The organism is Streptosporangium sp. NPDC050284, from assembly GCF_044459525.1.
Lineage (GTDB): Bacteria > Actinomycetota > Actinomycetes > Streptosporangiales > Streptosporangiaceae > Streptosporangium.
Window position 1 is genome coordinate 88,819 of record NZ_JBITIZ010000006.1, and the last position, 26,396, is coordinate 115,214.

At 70.8% G+C, this 26,396-nt stretch carries 24 protein-coding genes; 18 read left to right on the plus strand and 6 right to left on the minus strand.

The genetic code is table 11. The features are described 5' to 3' along the window. The first annotated feature begins 239 nt into the window (after positions 1–239). The 5 genes from ACIBH4_RS16095 to ACIBH4_RS16115 all read left to right on the plus strand — a co-directional run bounded on the left by ACIBH4_RS16095 (position 240) and on the right by ACIBH4_RS16115 (position 5,790). The gene (locus ACIBH4_RS16095; protein ID WP_362507057.1) at positions 240–884 is read left to right on the plus strand and encodes a riboflavin synthase; all 645 of its coding nucleotides are present in this window, start codon (positions 240–242) and stop codon (positions 882–884) included. Then, a complete protein-coding gene (locus ACIBH4_RS16100; RefSeq protein ID WP_362507054.1) occupies positions 881–2,095 on the plus strand; it encodes a bifunctional 3,4-dihydroxy-2-butanone-4-phosphate synthase/GTP cyclohydrolase II in 1,215 nt (404 codons plus the stop codon). The genes ACIBH4_RS16095 and ACIBH4_RS16100 overlap by 4 nt, the downstream gene beginning before the upstream one ends. A gap of 49 nt (positions 2,096–2,144) precedes the next feature. Beyond that, positions 2,145–2,615, plus strand: coding sequence for a 6,7-dimethyl-8-ribityllumazine synthase (gene ribH / locus ACIBH4_RS16105; protein WP_362507051.1), 471 nt, complete (start codon positions 2,145–2,147; stop codon positions 2,613–2,615). Positions 2,616–2,749: 134 nt separating this feature from the next. After that, positions 2,750–3,208 (plus strand): PH domain-containing protein, encoded by a 459-nt coding sequence (locus ACIBH4_RS16110; RefSeq protein ID WP_362507048.1) that lies wholly within the window; start codon positions 2,750–2,752, stop codon positions 3,206–3,208. 323 nt (positions 3,209–3,531) lie between these two features. Beyond that, positions 3,532–5,790: a glycoside hydrolase family 9 protein gene (locus ACIBH4_RS16115; RefSeq protein ID WP_362767374.1), complete on the plus strand. Its 2,259-nt coding sequence runs from the start codon at positions 3,532–3,534 to the stop codon at positions 5,788–5,790. 69 nt (positions 5,791–5,859) lie between these two features. Here ACIBH4_RS16115 and ACIBH4_RS16120 read toward each other — a convergent pair whose 3' ends face one another. Continuing rightward, entirely contained in the window at positions 5,860–6,528 is a 669-nt protein-coding gene (locus tag ACIBH4_RS16120; protein WP_362507042.1) for a TrkA family potassium uptake protein, read from the minus strand. Further along, complete coding sequence (locus tag ACIBH4_RS16125) at positions 6,521–7,861, minus strand: potassium transporter TrkG (RefSeq protein WP_362507039.1); 1,341 nt, start codon at positions 7,859–7,861, stop codon at positions 6,521–6,523. Before ACIBH4_RS16125 ends, ACIBH4_RS16120 begins: the two co-directional genes overlap by 8 nt. Positions 7,862–8,128: 267 nt before the next feature. On the opposite strand from ACIBH4_RS16125, the gene ACIBH4_RS16130 reads away from it, so the two are divergent. Genes ACIBH4_RS16130 through ACIBH4_RS16145 form a run of 4 tightly spaced genes read left to right on the plus strand, consistent with a single transcriptional unit; the run spans position 8,129 to position 12,044 of the window. Continuing rightward, positions 8,129–9,034 carry a MoxR family ATPase gene (locus ACIBH4_RS16130; protein WP_362507036.1) on the plus strand — a complete coding sequence of 302 codons (906 nt, stop codon included), beginning with the start codon at positions 8,129–8,131 and terminating at the stop codon, positions 9,032–9,034. Continuing rightward, complete coding sequence (locus tag ACIBH4_RS16135) at positions 9,018–10,337, plus strand: VWA domain-containing protein (RefSeq protein ID WP_362767377.1); 1,320 nt, start codon at positions 9,018–9,020, stop codon at positions 10,335–10,337. Before ACIBH4_RS16130 ends, ACIBH4_RS16135 begins: the two co-directional genes overlap by 17 nt. Further along, a complete protein-coding gene (locus ACIBH4_RS16140; RefSeq protein WP_362507030.1) occupies positions 10,330–11,436 on the plus strand; it encodes an XdhC/CoxI family protein in 1,107 nt (368 codons plus the stop codon). The genes ACIBH4_RS16135 and ACIBH4_RS16140 overlap by 8 nt, the downstream gene beginning before the upstream one ends. Further along, on the plus strand, positions 11,433–12,044 hold the full coding sequence (locus ACIBH4_RS16145; protein ID WP_362507027.1) for a nucleotidyltransferase family protein: 612 nt from the start codon (positions 11,433–11,435) through the stop codon (positions 12,042–12,044). Before ACIBH4_RS16140 ends, ACIBH4_RS16145 begins: the two co-directional genes overlap by 4 nt. 119 nt (positions 12,045–12,163) lie before the next feature. Here ACIBH4_RS16145 and ACIBH4_RS16150 read toward each other — a convergent pair whose 3' ends face one another. Beyond that, positions 12,164–13,057, minus strand: a complete 894-nt coding sequence (locus ACIBH4_RS16150) for an endonuclease/exonuclease/phosphatase family protein (protein ID WP_362507024.1) — start codon at positions 13,055–13,057, stop codon at positions 12,164–12,166. Between the two features lie 193 nt (positions 13,058–13,250). Between ACIBH4_RS16150 and ACIBH4_RS16155 the strand changes: the two genes are divergently transcribed. From ACIBH4_RS16155 to ACIBH4_RS16185, 7 genes are all read left to right on the plus strand, one after another. Continuing rightward, the gene (locus ACIBH4_RS16155) at positions 13,251–14,291 is read left to right on the plus strand and encodes an LLM class F420-dependent oxidoreductase (RefSeq protein ID WP_362507021.1); all 1,041 of its coding nucleotides are present in this window, start codon (positions 13,251–13,253) and stop codon (positions 14,289–14,291) included. Positions 14,292–14,366: 75 nt separating this feature from the next. Then, positions 14,367–15,503, plus strand: coding sequence for a M24 family metallopeptidase (locus tag ACIBH4_RS16160; protein ID WP_399172260.1), 1,137 nt, complete (start codon positions 14,367–14,369; stop codon positions 15,501–15,503). Positions 15,504–15,528: 25 nt separating this feature from the next. Beyond that, positions 15,529–16,089, plus strand: a complete 561-nt coding sequence (efp, locus tag ACIBH4_RS16165) for an elongation factor P (RefSeq protein WP_362507015.1) — start codon at positions 15,529–15,531, stop codon at positions 16,087–16,089. Then, positions 16,089–16,499, plus strand: a complete 411-nt coding sequence (gene nusB, locus ACIBH4_RS16170; protein ID WP_350948088.1) for a transcription antitermination factor NusB — start codon at positions 16,089–16,091, stop codon at positions 16,497–16,499. The genes efp and nusB overlap by 1 nt, the downstream gene beginning before the upstream one ends. 302 nt (positions 16,500–16,801) lie before the next feature. Then, complete coding sequence (locus ACIBH4_RS16175; RefSeq protein WP_362507012.1) at positions 16,802–17,560, plus strand: methyltransferase domain-containing protein; 759 nt, start codon at positions 16,802–16,804, stop codon at positions 17,558–17,560. Between the two features lie 55 nt (positions 17,561–17,615). Then, a complete protein-coding gene (gene dinB / locus ACIBH4_RS16180) occupies positions 17,616–18,836 on the plus strand; it encodes a DNA polymerase IV (RefSeq protein ID WP_362767410.1) in 1,221 nt (406 codons plus the stop codon). A gap of 147 nt (positions 18,837–18,983) precedes the next feature. Beyond that, positions 18,984–19,388, plus strand: a complete 405-nt coding sequence (locus tag ACIBH4_RS16185) for a DUF3040 domain-containing protein (protein ID WP_350948148.1) — start codon at positions 18,984–18,986, stop codon at positions 19,386–19,388. 192 nt (positions 19,389–19,580) lie between these two features. Here ACIBH4_RS16185 and ACIBH4_RS16190 read toward each other — a convergent pair whose 3' ends face one another. From ACIBH4_RS16190 to ACIBH4_RS16200, 3 genes are read right to left on the minus strand one after another with little or no spacing between them, the layout of a single operon-like run. Next, entirely contained in the window at positions 19,581–22,022 is a 2,442-nt protein-coding gene (locus tag ACIBH4_RS16190) for a DUF3488 and transglutaminase-like domain-containing protein (RefSeq protein WP_362767383.1), read from the minus strand. Further along, a complete protein-coding gene (locus ACIBH4_RS16195; protein WP_362507006.1) occupies positions 22,019–23,275 on the minus strand; it encodes a DUF58 domain-containing protein in 1,257 nt (418 codons plus the stop codon). The genes ACIBH4_RS16190 and ACIBH4_RS16195 overlap by 4 nt, the downstream gene beginning before the upstream one ends. Then, a complete protein-coding gene (locus ACIBH4_RS16200) occupies positions 23,272–24,249 on the minus strand; it encodes a MoxR family ATPase (protein ID WP_362507003.1) in 978 nt (325 codons plus the stop codon). The genes ACIBH4_RS16195 and ACIBH4_RS16200 overlap by 4 nt, the downstream gene beginning before the upstream one ends. A gap of 491 nt (positions 24,250–24,740) precedes the next feature. Between ACIBH4_RS16200 and mraZ the strand changes: the two genes are divergently transcribed. Both mraZ and rsmH read left to right on the plus strand, forming a co-directional pair. Beyond that, positions 24,741–25,172 (plus strand): division/cell wall cluster transcriptional repressor MraZ, encoded by a 432-nt coding sequence (mraZ, locus tag ACIBH4_RS16205; protein ID WP_362507296.1) that lies wholly within the window; start codon positions 24,741–24,743, stop codon positions 25,170–25,172. A 226-nt stretch (positions 25,173–25,398) separates the two neighbouring features. Next, on the plus strand, positions 25,399–26,391 hold the full coding sequence (gene rsmH / locus ACIBH4_RS16210) for a 16S rRNA (cytosine(1402)-N(4))-methyltransferase RsmH (RefSeq protein ID WP_362507000.1): 993 nt from the start codon (positions 25,399–25,401) through the stop codon (positions 26,389–26,391). The last annotated feature ends 5 nt before the right edge of the window (positions 26,392–26,396 follow it).

Below are 26,396 nucleotides of genomic sequence, written 5' to 3' on the forward strand. Positions count from 1 at the left end.
CCGTCGGCCCCCACCATTTCCCGCATTTCCCGCCCGGCCCTTCATGGTCCGGGCACACCGGCATTTCCCTTTTCCCGAGCTTCCCGAGCGTGCTCCGCCTTCCTGAGACACGCTCTGTCGGTCTTCGGGCTCCAGGGCCGCGTTCTTCCACGTCCTCGCCTCCCGGCCCACGTCCTTGGGCGTCCCGGACGACTCTCCCGAGCCCGGCCGTCCGGGCGGTCCCCCGCAAGGAGCTGTGAATGTTCACCGGAATCATCGAAGAACTGGGAGAGATCGCCGGGATCGAGCCGCTGACCGACGCGGCCAGGCTCTCGATCCGCGGTAAGACGGTCACCTCGGACGCCGGGCACGGTGACTCGATCGCCGTCAACGGCGTCTGCCTGACCGTGGTGGACGTCGAGGGCGAGGTGTTCACCGCCGACGTGATGAAGGAGACCCTCGACCGCAGCTCCCTCGGCGCGCTGAGACCCGGCTCCCCGGTCAACCTGGAGCGCGCCGTCCGCGCCGACCAGCGGCTGGGCGGACACATCGTCCAGGGCCACGTGGACGGGACGGGTGTCCTGCTGTCGCGGGAGCCCGCCGAGCACTGGGAGGTCGTCCACATCTCCCTGCCGCCCGAGCTCGACCGCTACGTGGTCGAGAAGGGCTCGATCGCCGTCGACGGCGTCAGCCTGACCGTGATGGGCGTCGGCTCCGGCGGCTTCGCCGTCAGCCTGATCCCCACCACCCTGAGCCTCACCACCCTCGGCGCGAAGCGGCCGGGAGACCCGGTGAACCTTGAGGTCGATGTGATCGCCAAACACGTGGAGAAGCTCGTCGGGGCGTACGTCCCGGCCGGTGAATCCGTCCGGAGCGCCGTGCCCGCCCCCGAGGAGGCCCTGTGATCAAGCTGGATCCGATCGAGCGTGCGATCGCCGACATCCGCGAGGGCAAGGCCGTCGTGGTCGTCGACGACGAGAACCGCGAGAACGAGGGCGACATCATCTTCGCCGCCTCCAGGGCCACCCCGGCGCTGCTCGCCTTCACCATCCGGCACAGCAGCGGCGTGGTCTGCGTGCCGATGCGCGGCGAGGACCTCGACAGGCTCGGCCTGCCGCTGATGGTCTACGACAACAAGGAGCGCCTGCGCACCGCGTACACGATCAGCGTGGACGCCAGGGACGGGGTGAGCACCGGCATCTCCGCCGCCGACAGGGCCCGCACGATCCGCGCGCTGGCCGACTCGGCGACCGAGCCGTCCGAACTGGTGCGGCCCGGACACGTCTTCCCGCTCCGCTACCGGGAGGGCGGCGTCCTGGCCAGGCGCGGCCACACCGAGGCGTCGGTGGACCTGGCCAGGCTCGCCGGGCTGAGCGAGGCGGGCGTGCTCGCCGAGGTCGTCAACGACGACGGCACCATGATGCGGCTGCCGCAGCTGCGCGACTTCTGCGACGAGCACGACCTGGCGCTCGTCTCGATCGAGCAACTGGTGGAGTTCAGGCGCCGCACCGAGCGGATGGTGACCAGGGTCGCCGAGACGCGGTTGCCGAACAGGTACGGCGAGTGGCGGGCCTACGGCTTCGCGAGCTCGCTGGACGGCGGCGAGCACCTCGCCCTCGTCCTCGGCGACATCGAGGACGGCGAGAACGTCATGGTCAGGGCGCACTCCGAGTGCCTGACCGGCGACGTGCTCGGGTCGCTGCGTTGCGACTGCGGGGTGCAGCTCGACCACGCCATGTCGCGGATCGCCGACGAGGGCAGGGGGGTGGTCGTCTACCTGCGCGGGCACGAGGGGCGCGGCATCGGACTGCTGGCCAAGCTCAGGGCGTACGGCCTCCAGGACGGCGGCAGCGACACCGTCGACGCCAACCTGGAGCTCGGGCTGCCCGTGGACGCGCGGGAGTTCTCCAACGCCGGGCAGATCCTCGCCGACCTGGGGGTGAAGTCGATCCGGCTGCTGACCAACAACCCGGCCAAGCTGCGCGGCATGGACGGCTACGGCATCAAGGTGCTCGGCCGCGAGCCCATGCCGGTGGCGATGAACCCGCACAACGAGAAATACCTGTCGGCCAAGCGCGACCGCCTCGGCCACGAGATTCCCAGGGAGGGCGCATGAGTGAGCGAGTGCACCGGGCGGAGCGGGGCAGCGGGCGCGGGGTGATCGCGTGAGCGGGGCCGGGCGGCCGGCGGCCGAGGCCGTGCGGGCGAAGGGGCTGACCGTCGGCGTCGTCGCCGCCCGGTGGCACGAGAAGATCACCGATCAGCTCGTGGCGCGGGCCGAGCAGGCGGGCAGGGACAGCGGCGCGGAGATGACCGTGGTGCGGGTGACCGGATCGCTGGAGATCCCGGTCGTGGCGCAGGTCCTGGCCAGGAAGTACGACGCGGTCGTCGCCCTCGGGGTCGTGATCCGCGGTGAGACCCCCCACTTCGACTACGTGTGCGACTCCGTCACCTCGGGCCTGACCCGGATCTCCCTGGACGAGGAGGTCCCGGTCGGCAACGGCGTGCTGACCTGCGAGTCCCTCGACCAGGCGCTCGACAGGTCGGGGTTGCCCGGCAGCCACGAGGACAAGGGCTACGAGGCCACCGTCGCCGCGCTGGAGACGGCGCTGCTGCTACGGGAACTCCGTTCCTGAGGGTCGCTCGCGGCCCCGCTCCGCCGTGCCTCGTGACCGGTGCGGCGGGGCCGTGCGGTAGGTTGCCAACGGCGTCGTGACCAGCTGTCACAGCCGTTCCGGCCGGTGGTTTTCCGAAGGATCGTGATCTGAGAGTGAGCCAGGAGAGCGTCTCCCCGCCCCCGCTGCCCGTCGTGTGGCGGCCCAAGAGGGGACGGATCGCCGCCTACGGCTTCGCCGGTCTGATCATGCTCGGCGCGGTGCTGATGGCGATCTTCCTGTCCGAGCAGTTCACCCTGGCCGACAGGATCGCGATGATCGCGCTGGGCGGGGTGGTGGCCGGGGTCCTGCACCTGCTGGGACGGGTCAGGGTGGAGGCCGACGAGCAGGGGATCACCGTCGTCAACCCGCTGCGGGTGCATCGCTACGAGTGGCCCGAGGTGCTCGGGGTCACCCTGATCGACCACGAGCCCTGGGCGAAGATCGATTTCACCGACGGGGCCACGGTCGGCGCGATGGGCCTGCAGGGGTCGGAGAAGGACCGTACCGTCCGCCAGGTCCGCGAGCTCGCCGCCCTCATCAGGGAGCGCGGAGAGGCGTCGGAGACCCGCTGAGCCGCCGTACGGGGGCTCAGGGGCCCCTCGGCCTGCCGGCCTGCCGGGCCGGGCCTTCTCGGGAGTCCCGGAGCCGGCCGGCTTGGTGATGTGCGCGAGCGTGACCTCCCGGCGGGGACGCGGGGAGGTGTGCGGGCCGTGGGAAAAGCGGTCACGCCGCGGTTCCGCGAATCGCTGGAACCTCATGAAAGTTACACGGTCATTCGCCGGAAAAATCGCTGTGAGCTGCATGAAGCGTTCTCTCCAATGGCGGTGACTGTCTTTTCCCGGTCTGAGGGTTCCAAGATGCGAAGCCCACACAACACAGGCCGAGAGGACTCCACGTGAACACGTCAGGCCGGATTCGGCTGTGGGCGGCGGCGCTGGCCGCGGCCCTGGCCGCGGCATCGATCACCGCGGCCGCCACCACAGGAACCGCCCATGCCGTCGTCCGACCGGCGCTCGGCCAGAACATCAAGGTCAACCAGGTCGCCTACGCGCCCGGCGCGGCCAAGCAGGCGACCGTGATCAGTAACTCGGGATCGCCGCTGACCTGGAGCCTGCTGGACGGTTCCGACCAGGTGGTGGCCAGTGGCACCACGACCGTCTTCGGCGCCGACTCCCCCTCCGGCGACTCCGTCCACAAGATCGACTTCTCGTCCTACACCGGGACCGGCACCAACTACGTGCTCACGGTGAACAACGAGTCCAGCCACCCCTTCGACATCGGCACCGCCGCCTGGAAGAAGCTGCCCTACGACGCGCTGGCGTTCTTCTACCACCAGCGCAGCGGCATCGCGATCACCTCCCAGTACGCCGGGGGAAGCCAGTACGCCCGCGCCGCCGGCCACCTGAACGTCTCTCCCAACCAGGGTGACAACAACGTGCCGTGCCGCAGCGACTGCGGCTACCGGCTGGACGTGCGCGGCGGCTGGTACGACGCCGGTGATCACGGCAAGTACGTGATCAACGGCGGCATGTCCGCCTGGCAGCTGGTCAACACCTACGAGCGGGCCAGGAACATCCCCGGCGCCGACACCGGCGCCTTCGCCGACGGCACCATGTCCATCCCCGAGCGCGGCAACGGCGTGCCCGACATCCTGGACGAGGCCCGCTGGGAGATCGACTTCCTGCTGAAGATGCAGGTCCCCGACGGCCGCCCGCTGGCCGGCATGGCCCACCACAAGATCCACGACGCCAACTGGACCGGGCTGCCGCTGCTGCCCGCCCAAGACCCCGAGGCCCGGGTGCTGTCGGCGCCCAGCACCGCCGCCACCCTGAACCTGGCCGCCGCGGCAGCCCAGTGCGCCCGGGTGTGGGCGTCCATCGACTCCGCGTTCTCCGCCCGCTGCCTGACCGCGGCGGAGAAGGCCTACGCCGCGGCCAAGGCCAACCCCTCGCGGTTCGCCCCGGCCTCCGACGGCACCGGCGGCGGCTCCTATGCCGACGGCAAGGTGACCGACGAGTTCTACTGGGCCGCCGCCGAGCTGTACGCCACCACCGGCAAGCAGGCCTACCGCACCGACCTGACCTCCTCCTCGCTGTACTACGGACGCAGTTTCACGAACGAGGGCGCCCTGTGGGCGGAGGTCGGCAGCCTGGGCGACATCACCCTGGCGCTGGTGCCCAACGGCCTGACATCCTCCATCGGCCAGCAGCTGCGGGCCTCCTTCGTCTCGGCCGCCGACGGCCTGCTGAACGTGATGCGCGGCCAGGGTTACCCGGTGCCCTTCCAGTCGTCCGGCGGCGGCTACATCTGGGGGTCCAACAACCTGATCCTCAACAACGCCGTCGTGCTGGCCCTGGCCCACGACTTCTCCGGCGCCGAGCGGTTCCGCACCGGGGTGTTCGAGACGATGGCGTACCAGCTCGGCCGCAACCCGATGGGCTACTCCTACGTCACCGGCTACGGCGACAAGCCCTCCCGTAACGTCCACCACCGGTTCTGGGCCAACCAGATCAACTCCTCCCTGCCCATCGCGCCGCCCGGCGCTCTGGCCGGCGGTCCCAACAGCGGCCTGGAGGACCCGGTCGCCCAGCAGCGCCTCAGCGGCTGCCGGCCGCAGAAGTGCTACCTGGACGACATCGACGCCTGGTCGGTGAACGAGGTCGCCATCAACTGGAACGCGGTCCTGGCCTGGGTCGGCGCCTGGACGGCCGAAAAGGCCGGCACCAGCGGCCCGACGCCGACGCCGACCCCGACGCCCACTCCGACCCCGACCCCGACCCCGACCCCGACCCCGACCCCGACCCCGACCCCGACCCCGACGCCCACTCCGACCCCGACTCCGACTGGAAAGACCTGTGCGGCGACCTACACCGTCACCAACCAGTGGAACGGCGGCTTCGGAGCCAGCGTCGAGGTGAAGAACACCGGCACCGCCGCGCTCACCGGCTGGACCGTCGCGTGGACCTTCCCCAGCGGCCAGACCATCACCCAGCTGTGGAGCGGCTCGCACACCGCGAGCGGCTCGGCCGTCACCGTGGTCAACCTGTCCTGGAACGGCGCGCTGTCTTCGGGAGGCACCACCTCCTTCGGCTTCAACGGCGCCTGGTCCGGGGCCAACACCGCCCCCGCCCAGGTGACCTGCACCGCCCGGTAGGCGGCGCGGCGGGAACCCGCCGGTGCGTGACGGGGCCGAGTTCCGGTCCGCACCGGCGCGTTCCCGCGCTCAGGTCTCCTCGGCGAACCGCTCGGCCTTGTCGGTGTCGCCCGCCACGAGCAGGGTGTCACCGTTGTGGATCACCGTGTCGGAGGTGGCGTAGGTGAACCTGCCGCCGGGTTTCTTGATCCCGACCACGGTGACCCCGTACTCGCTGCGGATGCCCAGGCTGCTCAGGCTCTTGCCGTCGGCCCACCGGGGCGCGAGGGTCTTGATCATGGCGTAGTCCTCGTCGACCTCCACGTAGTCGAGCATGCGCCCGGTGACGAGGTGCGCGACCCGCTCGCCCATGTCGTGCTCCGGCTGCACCACGTGGTGCGCGCCGACCCGCCGCAGGATCCGGCTGTGCTGCAGGCTGATCGATTTGGCCCAGATGTCGGCCACTCCCAGGTCGGTCAGGATCGAGGTGGTCAGGATGCTCGCCTCGATGTCGGTGCCGATGCCGACCACGGCCCGGCCGAACTCCCTGATGCCCAGCTGTTCGAGGGCGTCGGGATCGGTGGAGTCGGCGCACACCACATGGGTGAGCCGCCCGGAGAAGTGCTGCACGTTCTTGGGGTCGCTGTCGACGCCGAGCACCTCGACGTCGCGGCTCACGAGCTCTGCCGCCAGCGCGCCGCCGAACCGGCCGAGGCCGATCACCACGACCGCTTCGCTGCGGCCCTTCCTGTCAACCAACGAGGGGACGCTCCTCCGGGTATCGGAACCGACGGGTCTGTACGTGCAGTGCCAGCGCGGCGCCCAGGGTCACCGGACCGAGCCGCCCGACGAACATCAGGATGGTCAGGATGAGGTGTCCCACGGTGCCGACGTCGGCGGTGATCCCGGTCGAGAGCCCGACCGTGCCGAAGGCGGAGACCACCTCGAACAGTACGCGGTCGAGCTTGAACGGTGTCACCGTCATCAGGGCGAACGTGCCCATCGCGACCGACGCCACACTCAGCAGGGCGATCGTGAGCGCCTGCCGCTGCAACTGCTCGGGAACGCGGCGGCGGCCCGCCGACACGTCGGGCTCGCCGCGCAACTCGGCGAGGATCACGAACCCGAGGAGCGCGAACGTCGTCACCTTGATGCCGCCCCCGGTGCTCGCGCTGCCCGCCCCGATGAACATCAGCACGTCGCTGATGAGCCAGGAGTTCTCGCTCATCTGGGAGGTGTCCACGGAGTTCAGGCCGCCGCTGCGGGTCATCGTGCTGTGGAACAACCCGGCCATGATCCGCAGGCCGGGGGAGAGGGGACCCAGCGTTCCCGGGTTGTTCCACTCGGTGGCGGTGATGGCCACCGCCCCGCCGAACAGCAGGACGGCGGTCATCCCCAGCGTGATCTTGGCGTGCAGCGTCCAGCGCGCCGGACGGCGCCAGTTCTGCCGCAGCACGGCGTAGACGGGGAAGCCGAGACCTCCGGCGACCACCGCGGTGATGAGCGGGAGGCAGATCCACGGGTCGGTGACGAACCTCATCATGCTGTCCGGCCAGAGCGCGAATCCGGCGTTGGTAAATGCCGAGATCGCATGAAAAATCCCGTAATAGGCGGCGCGGCCGAACGGCTCCCCGTACCCGATCACGAAGCGGGCGGTGAGCACCGCGGCGGTGAGCGCCTCGGCGACCAGGGTGACCTTGGCGACCCCCGCGATCACCTTCCGTACGTCGCCGGGACCGAGGGTCTTGGTCTCGGCCTGGGTGTTGAGACGGGCGCGCAGACCGAGCTTTCCTGAGACGATCACCGCGAGGATCGAGGAGAGCGTCATGATCCCGAAGCCGCCGATCTGCATCAGCACCATGAGCACGATCTCGCCGAAGAACGACCAGTGCATCGCGGTGTCGTGCACGGCGAGCCCGGTTACGCACACCGCGGAGGTGGCGGTGAACAGGGCCGACGTCCACGAGACGCTCTCACCCGCCGCGACCGCGACCGGTAGCGAAAGCAGCCCGGTACCGACGAGGACCACCGCCAGGAACGCCAGCACGACGGCCCTGGACGGGGTGTTGATCCGGTCGAGCAGGTTCTTCACTCAACACCTGCAGCGTGAAGGCCCGGTCCTTCTGGGCCGGGAGGAAACACGGAACGGTCCTGCACGATGCGATCCTTCCACGACCACTGAGCGATATCGCCAATGAGGCGTCGGTGACGGAGATGTCGAAGCTCGTCCCGAGCGCGGAGCAGGCCGGGAGCCCGCCGGCGACGACGCGGGCCTGCGACGGCCGACGTCGGGCGGGCGCGGGAGCCGGGGCGCGGTGTGATCACGCGAGGACTCCGCCTCCGGGCGTAGCCTGAGGTGGTGGTGAGGCGGACAATCGAGGCATCTGATGTGGAGTCGCCCGCGCAGCTGGCCCAGCTGCTCGACGAGCGGTCGTACCTGGCCGATGAGGGGCTCGTCACGGCGACCTTCCTCGCGCTGCGGATGGGCCGCCCGCTGTTGCTCGAAGGCGAGGCGGGAGTCGGCAAGACCGAGCTGGCCAGGACCCTCGCCGAGGTGTTCGGGGCGCCGCTGATCCGCCTGCAGTGCTACGAGGGGCTCGACGCCTCACAGGCGCTCTACGACTGGGACTTCGCCCGCCAGCTCCTGCACCTGAAGGCGGCCGAGGCGGCCAAGGCTGGGGGCGTCACCGACGCCGCCCGGCTGGAGGGCGAGGTCTACGACCGAAGGTTCCTGATCGCCAGGCCGCTGCTGAGGGCGATCGAGACCCAGCCCGCGGTGCTGCTCATCGACGAGGTCGACCGGGCCGACGTGGAGTTCGAGGCGATCCTGCTGGAGGTGCTCTCGGATTTCGCGATCTCCGTCCCCGAGCTCGGCACGATCCGCGCCGCGCGGCCGCCGGTGGTGGTGCTCACCTCCAATCGCACCCGCGAGGTGCACGACGCGCTGAAACGACGCTGCCTCTACCACTGGCTGGACCATCCCTCCTTCGACAGGGAGGTGGCGATCCTGCGCAGGAGGCTTCCCGAGTGCTCGGAGATCCTGGCCGAGCAGGTGGCCACGGCGACGGGGCGGCTCCGCGAGGCCGATCTGATCAAGCCGCCGGGGATTGCCGAGACCCTCGACTGGACCGAGGCGCTCCTCGCCCTCGGCGCCCGCGAGCTCGACCCCGACCTGGCGGCCGCCTCGCTGGGCGCCCTGCTCAAGCACAGGGAGGACCACGAGACGGTGCTGGGGAAGGGGTTCCTCGGTGCGTCCCGGAGCTGACGGCGTTCCCCCGACCGGCGTTCCCCCGACCGGCGTTCCCCCGACCGGCGTTCCCCCGACCGGCGTTCCCCCGACCGGCGTTCCCCCGACCGGGGCTCCCTCGGCGGGAATCCCGCCGGCCGGGGCTCCCCCGACCGGCGTTTCCTCCGTCACCCGGGCCGCTCCGGACGGCGGGGCCCCTCTCGCGGCGGTCCCCTCCACACTCGGCGCGGGGGAGGACCTGGTCGCGGTCATGACCGGTTTCGCCAGGACGCTGCGCGCCGCGGGGGTGTCCGCCGACCACGAGCGGACCCAGGGCCTGCTGCGCGCCCTGTCCCACCTGGACGCCTCCAGGCCCGGCGACGTCTACTGGGCGGGCAGGGTCACGCTGTGCGCCTCGGCCGAGGACCTGCCCCGCTACGACCGGGTCTTCCGCGCCTACTTCGCAGGGCTGCGGGCGGGCCGCGCGAGAGCGGAGGCGGTCACCGTCACCCGGCACACCGCGGCGGGGCCCGAGGTACGCCCCGAGCACCGCCAGGGTGGCGAGCCTCCCGCCCTGGCGTCGACCGCGAGCGCGACGGAGGTGTTGCGCACCCGGGACGTGGCCCGGATGACGGCGGCGGAGCTCGCCGAGGCGCACCGGCTGCTCGCCCTGCTGCGGGCGGGCAGGGAGCGGCGCGCGTCACGGCGTTTCCGGCCTTCGCGCCGAGGGCGGCTGGACGGCCCGGCGACCGTCCGCGAGACCCTGCGCAGGGGAGGGGAGATCTCCGGGCTCCGCTACCGCGCGCACCGGACCAGGCCGCGCAGGGTCGTGCTGCTGGTCGACGTGAGCGGCTCCATGGCCCCGTACGCGGACACGCTGCTCCGCCTCGCCCACGCGCTGGTCAGGTCGGAGCCGGGGGCCACGGAGGTGTTCAGCGCGGGCACCCGGCTGACCCGGCTCACCGCCGAGCTTCGCCACCGCGACCCGGAGACCGCGATGAACGCCGTCTCCCGCGCCATTCCCGACTGGAGCGGCGGAACCCGCCTGGGGGAGGAGCTGCGGCGCCTTCTGGCGCTGAACGACGCGGCGGGGGCGGTGGTGGTGATCGCCTCCGACGGGTGGGAGCGCGGCGACGTCTCGTTGCTGGGAGCGGAGATGGCCAGGCTGTCCCGTACGGCCCACCGGGTGATCTGGGTGAACCCGCACAAGGGCAGGGAGGGCTACCGGCCGCTCACCGCCGGGATGCGGGCCGCGCTTCCCCACATCGACGACTTCGTGGCCGGGCACAGCCTGGCCGCGTTCGAGGAACTGGCGACGCTGCTTGGAGGCACGCATGCGTGACGTTCTGTCACAGATCCTGCGATGGTGGGAGGCGGGAGAGACGTTCGGCCTGGCCACCGTGGTCAACACCTTCCGCAGCGCGCCCCGGCCACCGGGGGCGTCCATGGCGGTGCTCGGCGACGAGGCCGAGGGCAGCGTCTCCGGCGGCTGCGTCGAGGGAGCCGTCTACGAGCTGTCCAGGGAGGTGGTCTCCTCGGGCGCGCCCGTCCTGCAGCGGTACGGCGTGAGCGACGACGACGCCTTCTCCGTCGGCCTGACCTGCGGCGGCATCCTGGACATCTTCGTCGAGCCCGTTTCCAGGGAGACCTTCCCCGAGCTTGGGGAGGTCGCCGCCTCGGTACTGCGGCGCGAGCCGGTGGCGGTGGCGACCGTTCTGTCGGGGCCGGGCGCGATCGGCACCCGCCGGGTCATCTGGCCTGACCGCTCCTCCGGCTCCCTGGGGGTGACCCGGCTGGACGACGCGGTGGACGACGACGTCAGGGGGATGCTCGCGCAGGGACTGACGGGCATCCGCAGGTACGGGGCGAGGGGAGAGCGACGGCTCGACGAGCTGTCGGTCTTCGTCCAGTCCTTCGCGCCGCCGCCCAGGATGCTGGTCTTCGGCGCGATCGACTTCGCCGCCGCGGTCGCGAGGGTCGGCAAGTTCCTCGGCTACCACGTGGTCGTGTGCGACGCCCGCCCGGTGTTCGCCACGGCCAAGCGCTTCCCCGAGGCGGACGAGGTGGTCGTGAAGTGGCCGCACGACTATCTCACCTCGACCGTCGTGGACGAGCGGACCGCGATCTGCGTGCTCACCCACGATCCCAAGTTCGACGTTCCCCTGCTCGAGGTCGCGTTGCGCACCCCGGCGGGCTACGTCGGCGCGATGGGCTCGCGCCGCACGCACGAGGACCGGCTGGCCCGGCTGGCCCAGGCGGGAATGGGAGAGGCCGAGCTGAAGAGGCTCCGCTCGCCGATCGGGCTGGACCTGGGTGCGCGCACGCCGGAGGAGACGGCGATCTCGATCGCCGCCGAGCTGATCCAGCTACGCTGGGGCGGCTCGGGCCGGCCGCTGACCGACGGTTCCGGCAGGATCCACGGCGAGGGGCCCGGCGGGTGAGCGCGGAAGAGATCGGTGGGCGTGCGGCGAGCGCGGGGCTGCTGCTCGCCGCCGGATCCGGCTCGCGGCTCGGCACTCCCAAGGCGCTGGTGGAGTTCCACGGGGAGCGACTGGTGGACCGCGGGGTAAGGGCGCTCCGCGACGGCGGCTGCCGTCCCGTGGTCGTGGTGCTCGGCGCGGCCACCGTGCGGGTAGGGGGAGCGGTGACCGTCCACAATCCGGAGTGGAGCTCGGGGATGGGCTCCTCGCTCAGGGCCGGACTGAGCGCGATCCCGGCCGTCGCCGAGCACGTGGTGATCGCCCTGGTGGACCAGCCGTTCGTCGGCCCGCGGGCGGTGGAGCGGCTCATCGGGGCCGCGCGGCGGGGCGCCTCGGTCGCCGTCGCCACCTATGGCGGCGCGCGGAGGAACCCGGTGTTGATCGGCAGGGAGCACTTCGAGGAGGTCGCCAGGCTCGCGACCGGAGACGCGGGCGCCCGCCCGTTCCTGAGGGCCCATCCGGAACTGGTCGTCGCGGTCCCCTGCGACGACGTCGCCGACCCCGCTGACATCGACACCCCGGCCGACCTGTCCGCCCTCCGTGCCCGCCCGGGGGCTTCGGGTCTCTAGGGCGCCGGTCGGGTAAGGACCGGGCGATGTTCGGCCTTCGGTGAACCGCGGGTCGCAACGGATCGGCCCGGCCGCGTCCGGTGTCGATCAACGCTCCGTACGGTTACCCGACCGGTTTCCTAGGCGGCCAGGCGCAGTGAGGCGACGGCGGCGCGGTGGTCGCTGCCCGCGGCCCGCTCGACGCCGGAGCTGGTGGCGATCATGCCGCGGTACAGGATGTGGTCGGGGCGGGTGACGGGGAAGGACGCGGGCCAGGTGAAGCCGAATCCCGTACCGGCCTCCTGCTGGGCGTCCGACAGCGGCGGCACCAGGCCGGAACGCTTGCGGTCGGTGGTGGCGGTGTTCAGGTCGCCGAGCAGCAGGAGGCGCTCGCTGTCGTCCTTGTCGATCATCCTGCGGGCGTGGGCGAGGGTCTCGTCGCGCTGAGCGGTCTGTCCTGGGCGGGCGGAGGCGAGGTGCATGACGTACACGGTCACCCTGCCCTTGGGGGTGACGACCACCGCGCGCAGTGCCCGCGCCCAGTCGAGGCCGATGTCGGCCTTGCGTGCCTCGGCGATCGGGAACCGGCTCCACAGGCCGACGGTGGCGATCCGGTAGCGGTGGGGGAAGTGGTCGTTGAGGAACTTCGCCGCGGGGCCGCCGGCGGTCAGTTCCTGCACCGCGACCAGGTCGCGGCCCTTGGAGACGGACCGCATGGCCTCGGCGGAGGCGGCGTTGGTCGCGCCGACGTTGAGGGTGGCGACCGAGAGGTCGCTGGGTCCGCCGGGCGGGCTGCGCAGCAGCGCCGGGCCGAACATGAGGCCCCACACGGTCGCCGGGACCAGCGCCGCGAGGATCACCTGCCACGAACGGGTCGCCAGCGCGCAGATCAGCAGGATCGGCACGGCGATCCCGAGCCACGGGAGCAGGCTCTCCAGCACGGGCGTGAAACCGCCCAGCTCCGGCAGGAGCCGGTGTCCTCCGAGCGTGAGGGCGAGCGCTGCCGCCGCCACGACGATCGACTGCCTCAGCACACCGCTCCTCGTCCGCCCTGTGGTGGTGAATCGCCCTCCACCTCCGAGGTCCCCTACCCCGGAATGCGTAGGCTACCGGCCCGATGGCGGCGGCGCGGGGCTTGGTGCTTCGGCGGTGAGTCGATAGCCTTTGCCGACGAGGCGACGGAATAACATTCGGTTTTGTTCGGCACCGCGGAAGGACGATCTCACGATGCGCATCGGTATGGCCCTGAACTACTCGGGGGGCTTCAAGGAGACGGTGGCCGAGCTGGCCGACTACGAGAAGGCCGGGCTCGACATCGTCTTCGTCGCCGAGGCGTACAGCTTCGACGCGGTCAGTCAGCTGGGCTACATCGCGGCCAAGACCGAGAGGCTGCAGATCGCCTCCGGCATCCTGCCCGTCTACTCCCGCACCCCCGCCCTGCTGGCGATGACCGCCGCGGGCCTGGACTACGTCTCCGACGGCCGCTTCACCCTCGGTCTGGGAGCCTCGGGCCCCCAGGTCATCGAAGGCTTCCACGGCGTCCCCTACACCGCGCCGCTCGGCCGCACCCGCGAGGTCGTCGAGATCTGCCGTCAGGTCTGGAGGCGCGAGCGCCTGACCTACGAGGGCAGGCACTACACCGTCCCGCTCCCCGCGGACCAGGGAACGGGGCTGGGCAAGCCGCTGAAGCTCATCAACCACCCGGTCCGCGAGCGCATCCCCGTCGTGATCGCCGCCATCGGTCCCAAGAACGTCGAGCTCGCCGCCGAGCTCGCCGAGGGCTGGGAGCCGATCTTCTACGTGCCGGAGAAGGCCGCCGACGTGTGGGGCGCCTCCCTGACGGCGGGCAAGGCGAGGCGGGACCCGGCGCTGGGCGAGCTGGACGTGATCGCCCAGGCCCCGCTCGCCATCGGCGACGACGTCTCCGGATGGCTGGAGCTGGGCCGCCCGATGGCCGCCCTCTACATCGGCGGTATGGGCGCCAAGGGCAGAAACTTCTACAACGACCTCGCCCGCAGGTACGGCTACGAGAAGGAGGCCGAGCAGATCCAGAACCTCTACCTGGAGGGCAGGAAGGACGAGGCCGCCGCGCTCGTGCCGCACGAGCTGCTGGAGAGGACGTCCCTGATCGGCTCGGAGGGGCACGTCCGCGAGCGACTGCAGGCGATGCGCGAGTCGGGCGTCACGACCGTCAACGTCGCCCCGCTGGCGGGCACCCACGAGGAGCGCGTCCGGCTCGTCGAGAGGGTGAGGGAGCTCGCCTCCTGACGTCGGCCGGGTGCGCGCAGGATTGAGGTGACGACATTGTTCAAAACGGTTAACGCCGTGCCTACCATGCCTACCATGACCGCCACCCACGCCCGGCGCCGCGCGAGCCTCGCGGCCCTGCTGCCCGCTCACCGGGCGGACGCGATCCTGGTCACCAGCCTCGTGAACGTGCGCTACCTGACCGGCCTGGCCAGCTCCAACGCGGCCGTCCTGGTCAGGGCCGACGCCGGCGCCACACTGGCCACCGACTCCCGCTACATCGAGGCCGCCCGGCGCGTCTGCGCCGACGTGGAGGTGATCGAGGCGCCCGACGTCGCCGGGGCCCTGCTGCCGGAGAACGGCCGGACGGGCATCGAGGCCGACCACATGTCCGTCACCGACTACTTCCGGCTGGGCGGAGAACTGCCGCGCCTGTCCGGGCTCGTGGAGTCGGTGCGCACGGTCAAGGACGACGCCGAGATCGACCTCATCCGCACCGCGTGCGAGCTCACCGGCCGGGCCTTCGACGAGGTCGTGCCCGGCTTGTGTCCCGGACTGACCGAGAAGGAGGTCGCCAGGGCGCTGGAGCGCCGGATGGTGGAACTGGGCGCGGACGGGCTCGCCTTCGACTCGATCGTCGCGAGCGGGCCCAACGGCGCGATCCCGCACCACTCGCCCTCGGACCGGCCGCTGGAGCGCGGCGACCTGGTCACCATGGACTTCGGGGCGCTGTACCGGGGCTACCACGCGGACATGACCAGGACCGTGGCGATCGGCGAGCCCGCGGGGTGGCAGCGCGAGCTGTACGACCTGGTCCGCGCCTCCCAGCGGGCCGGGAGCCTGGCCGCGCGGGTCGGCGCGGCGCTCCACGAGGTGGACGCCGCGGCCCGCGACCTGATCGTGGAGGCGGGGTACGGGGAGTTCTTCAAACACGGCCTCGGCCACGGCGTCGGGCTGCAGATCCACGAGGCGCCGTTCCTGTCACCGGCAAGACCCGAGGAACCGCAGGACTCCCGGGGAGAGCGGGAAGGTTCTCCGAAGCCGGAACGATCTTCGAGAGAGCCGGAGCGCGACCTTGAGCACGCTAGACTAGAGGATCGAGTCCCGGTGACCGTCGAGCCAGGGGTTTACCTTCCCGGCAGGGGTGGTGTCCGTATCGAGGACACGCTCGTGGTGCGCGATGGCGGACCGGAACTTCTCACACGGACGACCAAAGAGCTGCTCGTCCTTTAAGAGCGGCCGTACGCAGGAGAGACTAGTGGCGACGACGAACGACCTCAAGAACGGCCTGGTGCTCAAGCTCGACGGCGGTGAGCTCTGGGCCGTCGTGGAGTTCCAGCACGTCAAGCCCGGCAAGGGCGGCGCGTTCGTCCGCACCAAGCTCAAGAACGTGCTATCGGGCAAGGTCGTCGACAAGACCTTCAACGCGGGCGTGAAGGTCGAGGTGGCCAACGTCGACAAGCGCGAGATGCAGTTCTCCTACATGGACGGCGACGACTACGTCTTCATGGACACCGAGACCTACGACATGCTCAACGTCTCCAGGACGGCGGTCGGCGACTCGGCCAACTACCTGCTGGAGAACATGCTGGCCACCGTGGCGATCAACGAGGGCAACGTCCTCTACGTCGACCTGCCCGCGGCCGTCGAGCTGCTCGTCGCCGAGACCGAGCCCGGCCTCCAGGGCGACCGCTCCACCGGCGGCACCAAGCCCGCCACGCTGGAGACCGGCGCCGAGATCAAGGTGCCGCTCTTCATCACCACCGGTGAGAAGGTCAAGGTCGACACCCGCACCGGCGATTATCTCGGCCGCGCCTGATGTCGGCACGAGGTAAGGCGCGCAGGCGCGCGCTGGACATCCTCTTCGAGGCCGAGGCACGCGGGCAGGACCCGCTGAGCGTCCTCGCCGAGCGCCTTGAGCGGGCCGAGCCGCCCGTGAACGAATACACCACGACGATCGTCGAGGGCGTGTGCAGGCACCGGTCGCGCATCGACGAGCTGATCACCACCTACTCCGAGGGCTGGACGCTCGACCGCATGCCCGCGGTCGACCGCAACCTCCTGCGCGGCGGCACCTACGAGCTGCTGTGGATGCCGGACGTTCCCGAGGGCGTCGTCATCAGCGAGTGGGTCAGCCTGGCCTCCGAGCTGTCGACCGACGAGTCGCCGCAGTTCGTCAACGGGCTGATGGCCCGTTTCAAGCAGCTCAAGCCGTCCCTGGCGCTCTAGCGGCCCCGCACCGAACGTCGACAGGGAAAGTCTCGGCGGGGAACGACCGTCTCGGCCGAGGGAAACCCGGTCAGGGTTGGGAGACGCCTCACCGGCCGCCTCACGGGAGGCCCGGATCTCCGGGTCTCCCCGCTCCGACGTACCCCTGCCCGAGGTGTCCCCTTTTCTCCCGGCTTGCCCACGGGATCCGTCCGGGCCGGGAAAAAGACTCGATCAAGCGCGAGTATGGATACTCCTTGGGCCGCACCGGGGGGCGCGCCGCGTAGGCTGGGCTCGTCACCGAACGAGGAGGCGATCTGAAGTTGCACGCCGTAGGCATCTCACGGCAGGCGGGCACCCCCGCGGTCCGCACAGCGGTCGTGTGGGACGTCCTGAGTGCCGTGCTGGCCGAGCGGGTGGCCGCGACAGGCCGTGAGCGGCTCGACATCGTCGACGCCGGGGGCGGAACGGGCGGTTTCGCCGTTCCCCTGGCCGACCTGGGGCACGCCGTGACGGTCGTCGATCCCAGCCCCGACTCGCTCGCCGCGCTGGAGCGCCGCGCGGCGGAGGCGGGGGTGGAGGTGCGCGCCCTGCAGGGTGACGCCGCGGACCTGGGGGAGTTGCTCCCGGGCGGCGGGGCCGACCTGGTGCTCTGCCACAGCGTGCTGGAGTACGTGGAGGACCCGAACGGCGCGGTGAGGGCGATGGCCGGCCTGCTGCGCGAGAGCGGCGTGATCAGCGTGCTCGCCGCCAACCCGCTCGCCGCCGCGCTCCACCGCTCCATCGCCGGCAGGTTCGACGAGGCACTCCAGGTCCTGGACGACCCCCAGGGCCGCTGGGGCGACCGCGACCCCACGCCCAGGCGTTTCACCCGAGAGGCTCTGGAGCGGCTTCTCGCCGCGGCGGGTTTCACGCCCGGCGAGGTGCACGGTGTGCGGGTCTTCGCCGACCTGGTGCCCAGCAGGCTGCTCGACGGCGAGCCCGGAGCCGCCCGCGCCCTGGTCGCCCTGGAGCAGGCGGCGGCGGTGCACCCGGTGCTCCGCGACATCGCGACCCAACTGCACATGCTTGGCCACCGGTGAACGCCACATCGAACGCGTGTTCCCGTAGGATGGCGGCGTGTCGAGAAAGCAGCAGATGCCGCGTCCGGGTTCCGATCTGGGCACGGACGACAGCGGCTGCCCGATCCTCCACGTCGACATGGACGCCTTCTACGCGGGCGTCGAGCTGCGCGACCGTCCCGAGCTTCGGGGTTCTCCCGTCATCATCGGCGCGCCCGGGGCGCGCGGGGTGGTGCTCAGCGCCACCTACGAGGCCCGGAGATTCGGGGTGCACTCGGCCATGCCCATGACCCGGGCCCGACGGCTCTGCCCCCAAGCGGTGATCATCCCGCCGAGCCGGGGCAAATACGCGGAGGTCTCCCGGCGCGTCATGGAGATCTTCCACACCTACACCCCCGAGGTCGAGCCGATCGCCTCCGACGAGGCGTTCCTCGACGTCAGCGGGGCCCGCAAGCGTCTCGGCCCACCGGCGGCGATCGCCAGGATGATCCGTGAGCAGGTCGTGCGAGAGCAGGGCGTCACCTGTTCCGTCGGGGTCGCCGGCAGCAAGTTCGTGGCGAAGCTCGCCTCACGGCACTGCAAGCCCGACGGCCTGTTCGTGGTGCCCGCCGACAAGGTGGTCGACTTCCTGCACCCGCTGCCCGTGGCGGCGCTGTGGGGCGTCGGAGAGCGCACGGAGCGGTCACTGGCCCGCCTCGGCATCAAGACCGTCGGCGACCTCGCCAGGGCCCCTGTGGAGACGCTCCAGCGGGATCTGGGCCAGGCGGCCGGCGCGCACCTGGCGGCGCTCGCCTGGGGTCGCGACGAACGCCCGGTGACCCCGTACGTCCCCGACAAGAGCATCGGCGCGGAAGAGACCTTCGCCACAGACATCGCCGATCCCGTGGAGATCCGCAGGGAGCTGCTCCGGCTCTCCGAGCGGGTCGCCGCCAGGCTCAGGGAGGGGGGCAGTGTCGGCCGCACGGTCAGCGTCAAGCTCCGCCGCGCCGACTTCACCACCCTTTCCCGGTCCAGGAGCCTGCGCGAGCCCACCGACGTCGCCAAGATCCTGTACGAGGTCGCCTGTGCCCTCTACGCCGCCTCCGGCCTGGAGAACACCCGGCTGAGGCTGGTCGGCGTGCGGGTGGAGAACCTCGGTCCGGCCGCCGGGGCGACCCGGCAACTCGGGCTCGGAGAGCGCGAGACGGGCTGGCGGGAGGCCGAACGGGCGATGGACAGGGCGGCCCGCAGATTCGGTCGCGATGCCGTCCTCCCGGCCTCCCTTGTTCGCCCGCCGTTTGATGGAATAGACCCATGATGCGGCCTCCGGTTTGGACTACGTTGGACGTTTTCTTTCGTCTACGTCTACAGCCTCGTATTCTGGGGATAACCGACCGCGAGGTTCGGACACCCCGTGTCGTCCGTCACCGTCTTCCCCGTCCTGGGGCTGTCCTTGGGAGGCGCCGTGCCGCTCTCTGAGCACGAGCAGCGCTTGCTCGACCAGATCGAGCAGGCCCTCTACGCCGAGGACCCGAAGTGGGCCAATACCGTCAGGATCAGTGATCCCCGTAGCCATTACAGGCGCCGCCTGGTGAAAGCCTCCATCGGCTTCATCCTGGGTGTCGTCCTGCTGATGGTCGGCGTTGTGATCATCAACATCCCGCTCGGCGTCGGCGGTTTCGTGGTCATGCTCGCCGCGTGTCTGTGGGGTCTGTCCAGCTGGAAGCGGATGAACGGGTTCGGTGAGGCCAACGCGGCCACGTCGCCCGATCAGCCGCGAGGCAAGGGGGGGCGCCGTCCCGGCGGCTCCCGCCAGAGCTTCATGGAACGCATGGAGGAGCGCTGGCGCCGTCGTAACGACGAGCGCTAGCCCGGCGGGGAGCGTCACCGCCCGCGGTGGATCTCCCCGACGATCCCTTCACGACGACGAGGGCCACTCCCGGCTTGGGAGCGGCCCGTGTCATCCGCCGAGTTCCCCCCTCGCGTGCCCCGGCGGCTCCGGCCTCGCCGTCAGGCTCTCCGGTGGCCGGGGTGCGACGTCGCACCCCGGCCACCGGAGAGCTCAGGCGCCCTTCCTGGCCGGTCGGCGCAGCCGGATGTTCTCCAGCCGGTCGAAACCGTCCAGCACCCGCCCGCCCATCGCCCGCGCCCGCAGGAGCGTGGAGGGCGGTAGCAGCACCGCCCTGATCCGCCTGCCACGGGTCACGGTGGCCGCCAGCGCTCGCCGCACGCTGCGCATGTCCTCGCGCAGGGTACCGATCTCGCCCGGCGTTCTGGCGTAGAGCATCCGCTCCACCGCCGCGGCGATCCTCGCCAGCGCGGCGGCGGCCTCCGGCTCGAACACGTACTGCTCGGCCAGCCGCCTGGCCAGCGCGCGCGGACTCTCGCTCGCCTGCCGCGACATCCCGTAGTCGCACAGGGCGTCGTCGAGTTCGGCCCACGCGGCCGTCACCGCCGGCTCCCAGCGGATCTCCCTGACCGCGGCGGGCGCGGCGGCGGTGGGATCGGGGACGGCCGAACCCCCGCCCGCGGGACCCCTCGTCGGCCGTGAGTAGGACCTGTCTCGGCGGGCCCGCAGCTGCCAGCGGATCAGCGCGGGGATCAGCGCGACCAGAAGCGCGATCGCGACCCCGATGCCGATCTTCGCGGCCGGCGGCATTCCCTCGTCCACCGGGATCAGCGCGCCACCGGAGTCCCGGTCGAGTTGCTCGCGGCGGCGGTCGTTCGCCGCGCCGGTGGGCGAGTCGGAGTCGTCGGGGGCCGACGACGGTGCCGCGCTCGGCTCGTCGGGGGTGGCCGGCGCCACCTCGGGGCGGGTGTAGGACGGCACCGTCGCGCTGCCCTGACCCGCTCCGCCCGCCGGGGTGGGCTCGAAGCGGAGCCACCCGACGCCCTCGAAGTACAGCTCGGGCCAGGCGTGCGAGTCGTGGGTGCGCACCTGCCACCCCTCGGAGGTGACGCTGCCCCCGGTGTAACCGATGGCGACCCTGGAGGGGATGCCCAGGACGCGTGCCAGCACCGCCATGGACGCGGCGAACTGCTCGCAGTAGCCGGTCCTGTTGCGGATGAGGAAGTCCGTCAACGCCGGGCCGTCGTGCCCCTGGGTGGCCAGACTGTAGGTGAACCCGCCGGTCTTGGTGAAGAACTCCTGCAGCTGGATCGCCTGCTCGTACGGGCCGGCATCCTGCTTGGTCTCCCTGAGGGCGAGCTGCCTGATCTCCTCGGGCAGGTTTTCCGGCAGCGTCAGGTATCGATCCCTGATCGCCGTGGCGGGCGGGGATGCCGCCTTGAGCCTGTCCGCCGTGGCCTCGGGCTCGGCGGTGAGGGCCTGGTAGGTGAGGCCCCCCGCGGTGTTCCGCGTGGAGAAGACCATGAGCGTGTCGCGGTCGGGACGCCAGTCGCCCGCCACCGTGACCTTGGACACCGGGTAGGGCAGGGGGAGGAAGCTCAGTCTCCTGACCTGCGGGCTCACCGTGACGGTGACGGTCGCGGGCGTGACGGGCACGTTCGCGTCCTGACCGGGAGGCGGTGGCATCGGCGCCTCCGAGGTCCGGTCCTCGGGGCGGCCCCTGGGCTCCGACATCGTCCACTGCTCGCCGTCGAAGACGTCGAGCGAGTACATCCTCAGGTAGCGCGGCGTGCTGTCGCTGGCCTGGTAGGTCAGGACGGTGGAGTTCTCCGGCAGCGACAGCTGGCCGCGCAGGTTGACCATGGGGTTCGGGATGCTGATCGAGTTGCCGCCGCCGCCTCTGCCGTTGCCCACACCGAACGCGAACAGCGGGTCGGGCTCAAGAGTGGGCAGCAGCGCGGGCAGCAGGACGGCGAGCGCGATCGCGGTGAAGCCGATGCGCTTGCCGGAGAGCCGCAGCGGCCCGGTGTCGGCGGGGCTCGGCCGGGTGGCGGTGAAGGCCGACGTGCGGCGCACCAGCACCGCGCGGCCCCATTGGCCGACCCGTTCCCGTCCGTCGGCGACGAGGATCCCCAGGTAGCCCAGAGCACCGATGATGAACGCCGGCCAGCTGATCGGCTCGACGATCACCGCGGCCGGGACCGTGAACAGCGCCAGCAGCGGCAGCCCGGTGAGCGCCGCCCTGCGCAGCCGCGCGGCGAGCAGGTCCACCAGGACGGCGATCAGGCCGACACCGCCGCAGGTGAGCAGGACGATGCCGGTGCTGTCGGGCACGGGAGCGGCGAACCGCTGAATGTCGGCGAAGCCCGTCGTCAGCAACTCGTCCAGCCTGGCGAGCGAGTCCCAGGTGGGAAACACCCTCGCCCACGCCTCGTCCCCGGCGAACACCGCCGTGAGATAGAGGAACACCGCGAACACCTGCACGGGCGGCGCCAGCCAGCCGGGCAGCGTGTGGTGGCCGGCCAGCATGCCGACCCCGGTCACGACCAGGATGGCGCCCAGGCTCGACCAGAACCAGGCACCGCCCTGGAAGAGCGGGTAGAGCCCGAGCGCGACCGCTCCCGTGGCCGTGCCCGACGCGATGGAAAGTCTCATGAGCCACTCCTGCCGGCCGCGAATCGTCCGCGTTGCGCGACGTCCTGCCAGACGCTCGCGACGGAGGTACCGGCGGGCAGCCCTACCACGCGCCAGCCCGTTCCTGTGAGCACCGAGCGCACCGCCCGGAACTCCTCGTCCTCGCCCAGTTCGGGATTCTCCCAGCCCTCGACGTCCAGCAGCACGGCCACGCCGGTCATGTTGCCGTGCCTGACCCTGGCCAGCTCCTGGGCCTGGTCGAGGTCCATCTTGCCGAGCACGGCGACGATCAGGCCGTCGCCGCCCCCCTGCCGCAGCGCGCCGACGCCGTACTCCAGTGACCGTGCCGTGCTGGTCCGCACGACGGCCAGGGTGTCCAGCAGCGACAGGCTCAGCCCGCTGTCGGTGAGCTGCTCGGCTCCCTGGTCGGTGACCAGGCGCAGGCCGAGACCCTCGTGGGCGAGGTGTACGCCGATGGAGGCCGCGGCCGAGACCGCCGCCTCGAACGACGAGCGCGGGCCCTCGCCCCGGTGGGCGTAGCGCCGGGTGTCCAGCAGCAGCGCGCCCCTGCTCTGCCACTGCTGCTCCTCGCGCCGCACCATCAGCTCGCCGTGCCTGGCGGTCGAGCGCCAGTGGACGCGACGCAGGTCGTCGCCCTGACGGTACTCGCGTGGCGCGACGTCGTCGTCTCCCGCGGCCGCGACGCTTCTCGTACGGCTGTCGCCCCCGCCCGTCCACTCACCGGACAGGCGTACATGGGGCAACGCCACCACCTGAGGCGTCACCATGAGCGTGTCGGTGATGGTGAACGACCTGGTCAGCTCGACCAGGCCGAAGGGGTCGCTGATCCGGATGGAGAGCGGCCCGATGGTGAAGCGCCCGCGAAGGTCGGAGCGGACCCGGTAGTCGATCTCCCGGATGCCCTGCGCCTCCACCCGGTCCAGCACGAACCTGGGCCGGGCGCCGAGGGCGTAGGGAACGGTGTCCTCGATCATCAGCAGACCGGTCGGCAGCCGGGTGATGTTCTCCAGCCGCAGCGTCACGGTGGCCTCGCTGCCCACCTCGGTCCTGGGCGGGTCCAGGCGCCGGGCGCAGCTCAGCCGGTAACGGGTGCGGGCGACCACCAGGGCCGCGAGCAGCGGCAGCGAGACGATCAGCACGCCGATCCTGAGCAGGTCGTGCTCGCCGAGGATGAAAGCGCACAACAGCGCCGCGACGCCGGACGCGAGGAAGGACCGGCCGCGGGCGGTGAGCGCCTTGAGGCCAGAGGTCACCGGGCCTGGGCCTCGGGCACGGGCACCCGGCGGACCAGGTCGGCGATCACCTGCTCGGGTGGGCGGCGCTGCCCCTGGGCCTCGATGCTGGGCAGCAGCCGGTGCGCGAGCACGGGGGCGCACAAATCCTGAAGGTCGTCGGGGATGACGTAGTCGCGGCCCGCGAGTGCGGCGTGCGCCCGCGCTGCCCTGACCAGCTGCAAGGTCGAGCGGGGGGAGGCGCCCAGCCTCAGGTCGGGGGACTGACGGGTGGCGGTCACCAGGTCGATCGCGTATTTCTTGATCGGCTGGGAGACGTAGACCCCGCGCACCGCCTCGATCAGGGCCTTCACCTCCTCGGTGGTGGCCACCGGCTCCAGCTTGTCCAGCGGGGAGGCCGCGCCGTGCACGTCGAGCATTTCCAGCTCCGCGGAGGGCGCGGGGTAGCCCATCGCGATCCGGGCGGTGAACCGGTCACGCTGTGCCTCGGGAAGGGGATAGGTGCCCTCCATCTCGATCGGGTTCTGTGTCGCGATCACCATGAAGGGGGAGTCCAGGCGGTAGGTCGCGCCGTCGACGGTGACCTGGTGCTCCTCCATGCACTCCAGCAGCGCCGACTGGGTCTTCGGCGAGGCCCGGTTGATCTCGTCACCGACCACGATGTTGGCGAAGACCGGGCCAGGCTTGAACTCGAACTCCCTGGTCTGCTGGTTGTAGGCGCTCACCCCGGTGATGTCGCTCGGTAGCAGGTCGGGGGTGAACTGCACACGGCGCACCGGGCAGTCGATGGACCGCGCCAGCGCCTTGGCGAGCATGGTCTTGCCGACTCCGGGCACGTCCTCGATAAGGAGGTGTCCCTCGGCGAGTAGTACGGTCAAGGTCAGGCGGACGACGTCGCTCTTGCCCTCGATCACCGATTCGATCGACTCGCGAATCCGGTGAGCGGTGACCACAAGATCATCGAGCTGTGGTGAGACGTCATGTGTTACTGCCACCAGGCCTCCATGAGGGTGCGGCGGTTGTGCGCCGAGGGGTTACCGTTGCGGAATCTTTGCGATCCCGTAACTCATTCTGCCTGCCGACACTACGGCGCCATACGTTCCCACGGCGACTTTATGTGGTCATCAGGGCTGATTCCGGGTAAACGGTCATAGCAGGCGATGTGGTCGTCGCGATCACGTGTCCGGGTGCGCCGATTCCGGGACGGTGCGAGGACCCCCGCCTTCCATCATTCTTCGCCGCGATCCGACTTATTTCATGATCCTTAGTCTATTTGGCGGCCTTACTCGACACGCCCGTGGCGTACGAGGGGCCGCTTACCCCCTCCACTCCGCACCACCCCATTTGAACTGGGGAAATGTCGGCGAAACCCGTCGTGAAGAGGCGTGGAATCAGTTGACGGTGGAGAGAAGTGGAGTATGGTGGTGCGCAGTGGAGGGCAGGGCTGCGACGCCTGGCGCTCCGCTGGGCACGGGAGGTGAGGCCGGTGTTCCTCGGCACCCACCACCCACGTCTTGATGACAAGGGACGGCTGTTCCTGCCGGCGAAGTACCGCGAGGAGCTGGCGGAGGGTCTGGTGATCACCAAAGGCCAGGAGCGCTGCCTCTACGTCTTTCCCGTAGAGGAGTTTCAGCGCATAACCGAGGCTCTGCGCACCGCGCCGGTGACCGCCAAGGCGGTCCGCGACTACAGCCGCGTCCTCTTCGCCAGTGCATCCGACGAGGTCGCCGACAAGCAGGGCCGGATCACCGTTCCGCAACCTCTGCGCGAATACGCCAGCCTGCGCCGCGACTGCGTGGTCATCGGAGCCAACACCCGGTTGGAGATCTGGGACGCGGACGCCTGGAGCGCCTATCTGGCCGACCAAGAGCAGGCTTTCGCCGATCTGTCGGAGGAGGTGCTGCCAGGGATTCTGTGATTCCACGGTCGACTCATCGGTAAAACGTCGTTCGGCGAGGTCTCCACCCGCAACCACCTGTCCGTCAGCTGATGCACCTTCCCCGGTGTCAGGTGACGGGTGGACACGCGGGTGCGGATGGGGACCTGGCCGGACGGCCCCGGGGGTGGGGGCCTGTTTTCAAGACACCGGTGAGCGTCCGCCGCGCGTCCACGGGACGAGGCGGGAAAGAGGGGGGTTGCGCTTCATGCGCGCCGAGAACCACAACCATGATCTCCAGACGGCCGGGGGTCACGTCCCCGTCATGCTCGACCGGGTGCTGGAGTTGCTCGCTCCGGCGCTCGCCCGCCCCGCCCCCGTGCTCGTCGACGCCAACCTCGGGCTCGGCGGTCACGCCGAGGCCCTGCTGGCCGCGCATCCCTCGCTCCACCTGATCGGGATCGACCGCGACCCCACCGCCATCGAGCGCTCCACCGCCAGGCTCGCCCCGTACGCCGAGCGGATCACGCTGGTCCGCGCGGTCTCCGACGAGCTTCCCGAGGTGCTGGCCGAGGTGGGCCGTCCCCGCGTCGACGCCGCGCTGTTCGACCTGGGCGTCTCCTCCCCGCAGCTGGACGAGGCCGAGCGCGGTTTCGCCTACTCCTACGACGCGCCGCTGGACATGCGAATGGACCGCGACGAGGAGCTGACGGCAGAGGTCGTGGTCAACACCTACCCGGCCGCCGAGCTGATCCGGATCCTGCGGGATTACGGAGAAGAACGATTCGCCCCGCGTGTCGCGCACTTAATCATCAAGGAAAGGGCCAGAGAGGCCATAACGTCTACCAAGCGGCTTGCGGAGATCGTCAGGACGGCGATCCCGGCCGCTACGCGCAGGACCGGGGGCAACCCCGCCAAAAGGACTTTCCAGGCGTTGCGGATCGAGGTGAACGCGGAGTTGACAGCACTGGAACGCGCGCTCCCGGCCGCGCTCGACGCATTGACGCTGGGCGGGCGCGTCGTCGTGCTCGCGTACCACTCCCTTGAGGACCGGCTGACGAAGCAGGTCATCACCGCGCGGACCAGGGACACCGGCCCTGTCGGCCTCCCCGTCCCGCTGCCGGCTCACCAGCCGCGGTTCGCGCTCCTGACAAGGGGAGCCGAGCTTCCGAGCGAAGAGGAGGTGGCCCGCAACCCGCGGGCGGCCTCCGCCCGGTGTCGGGCGGCAGAGAGGATCCGTGAGGCAGTTGACGAGGAGTGAGACAG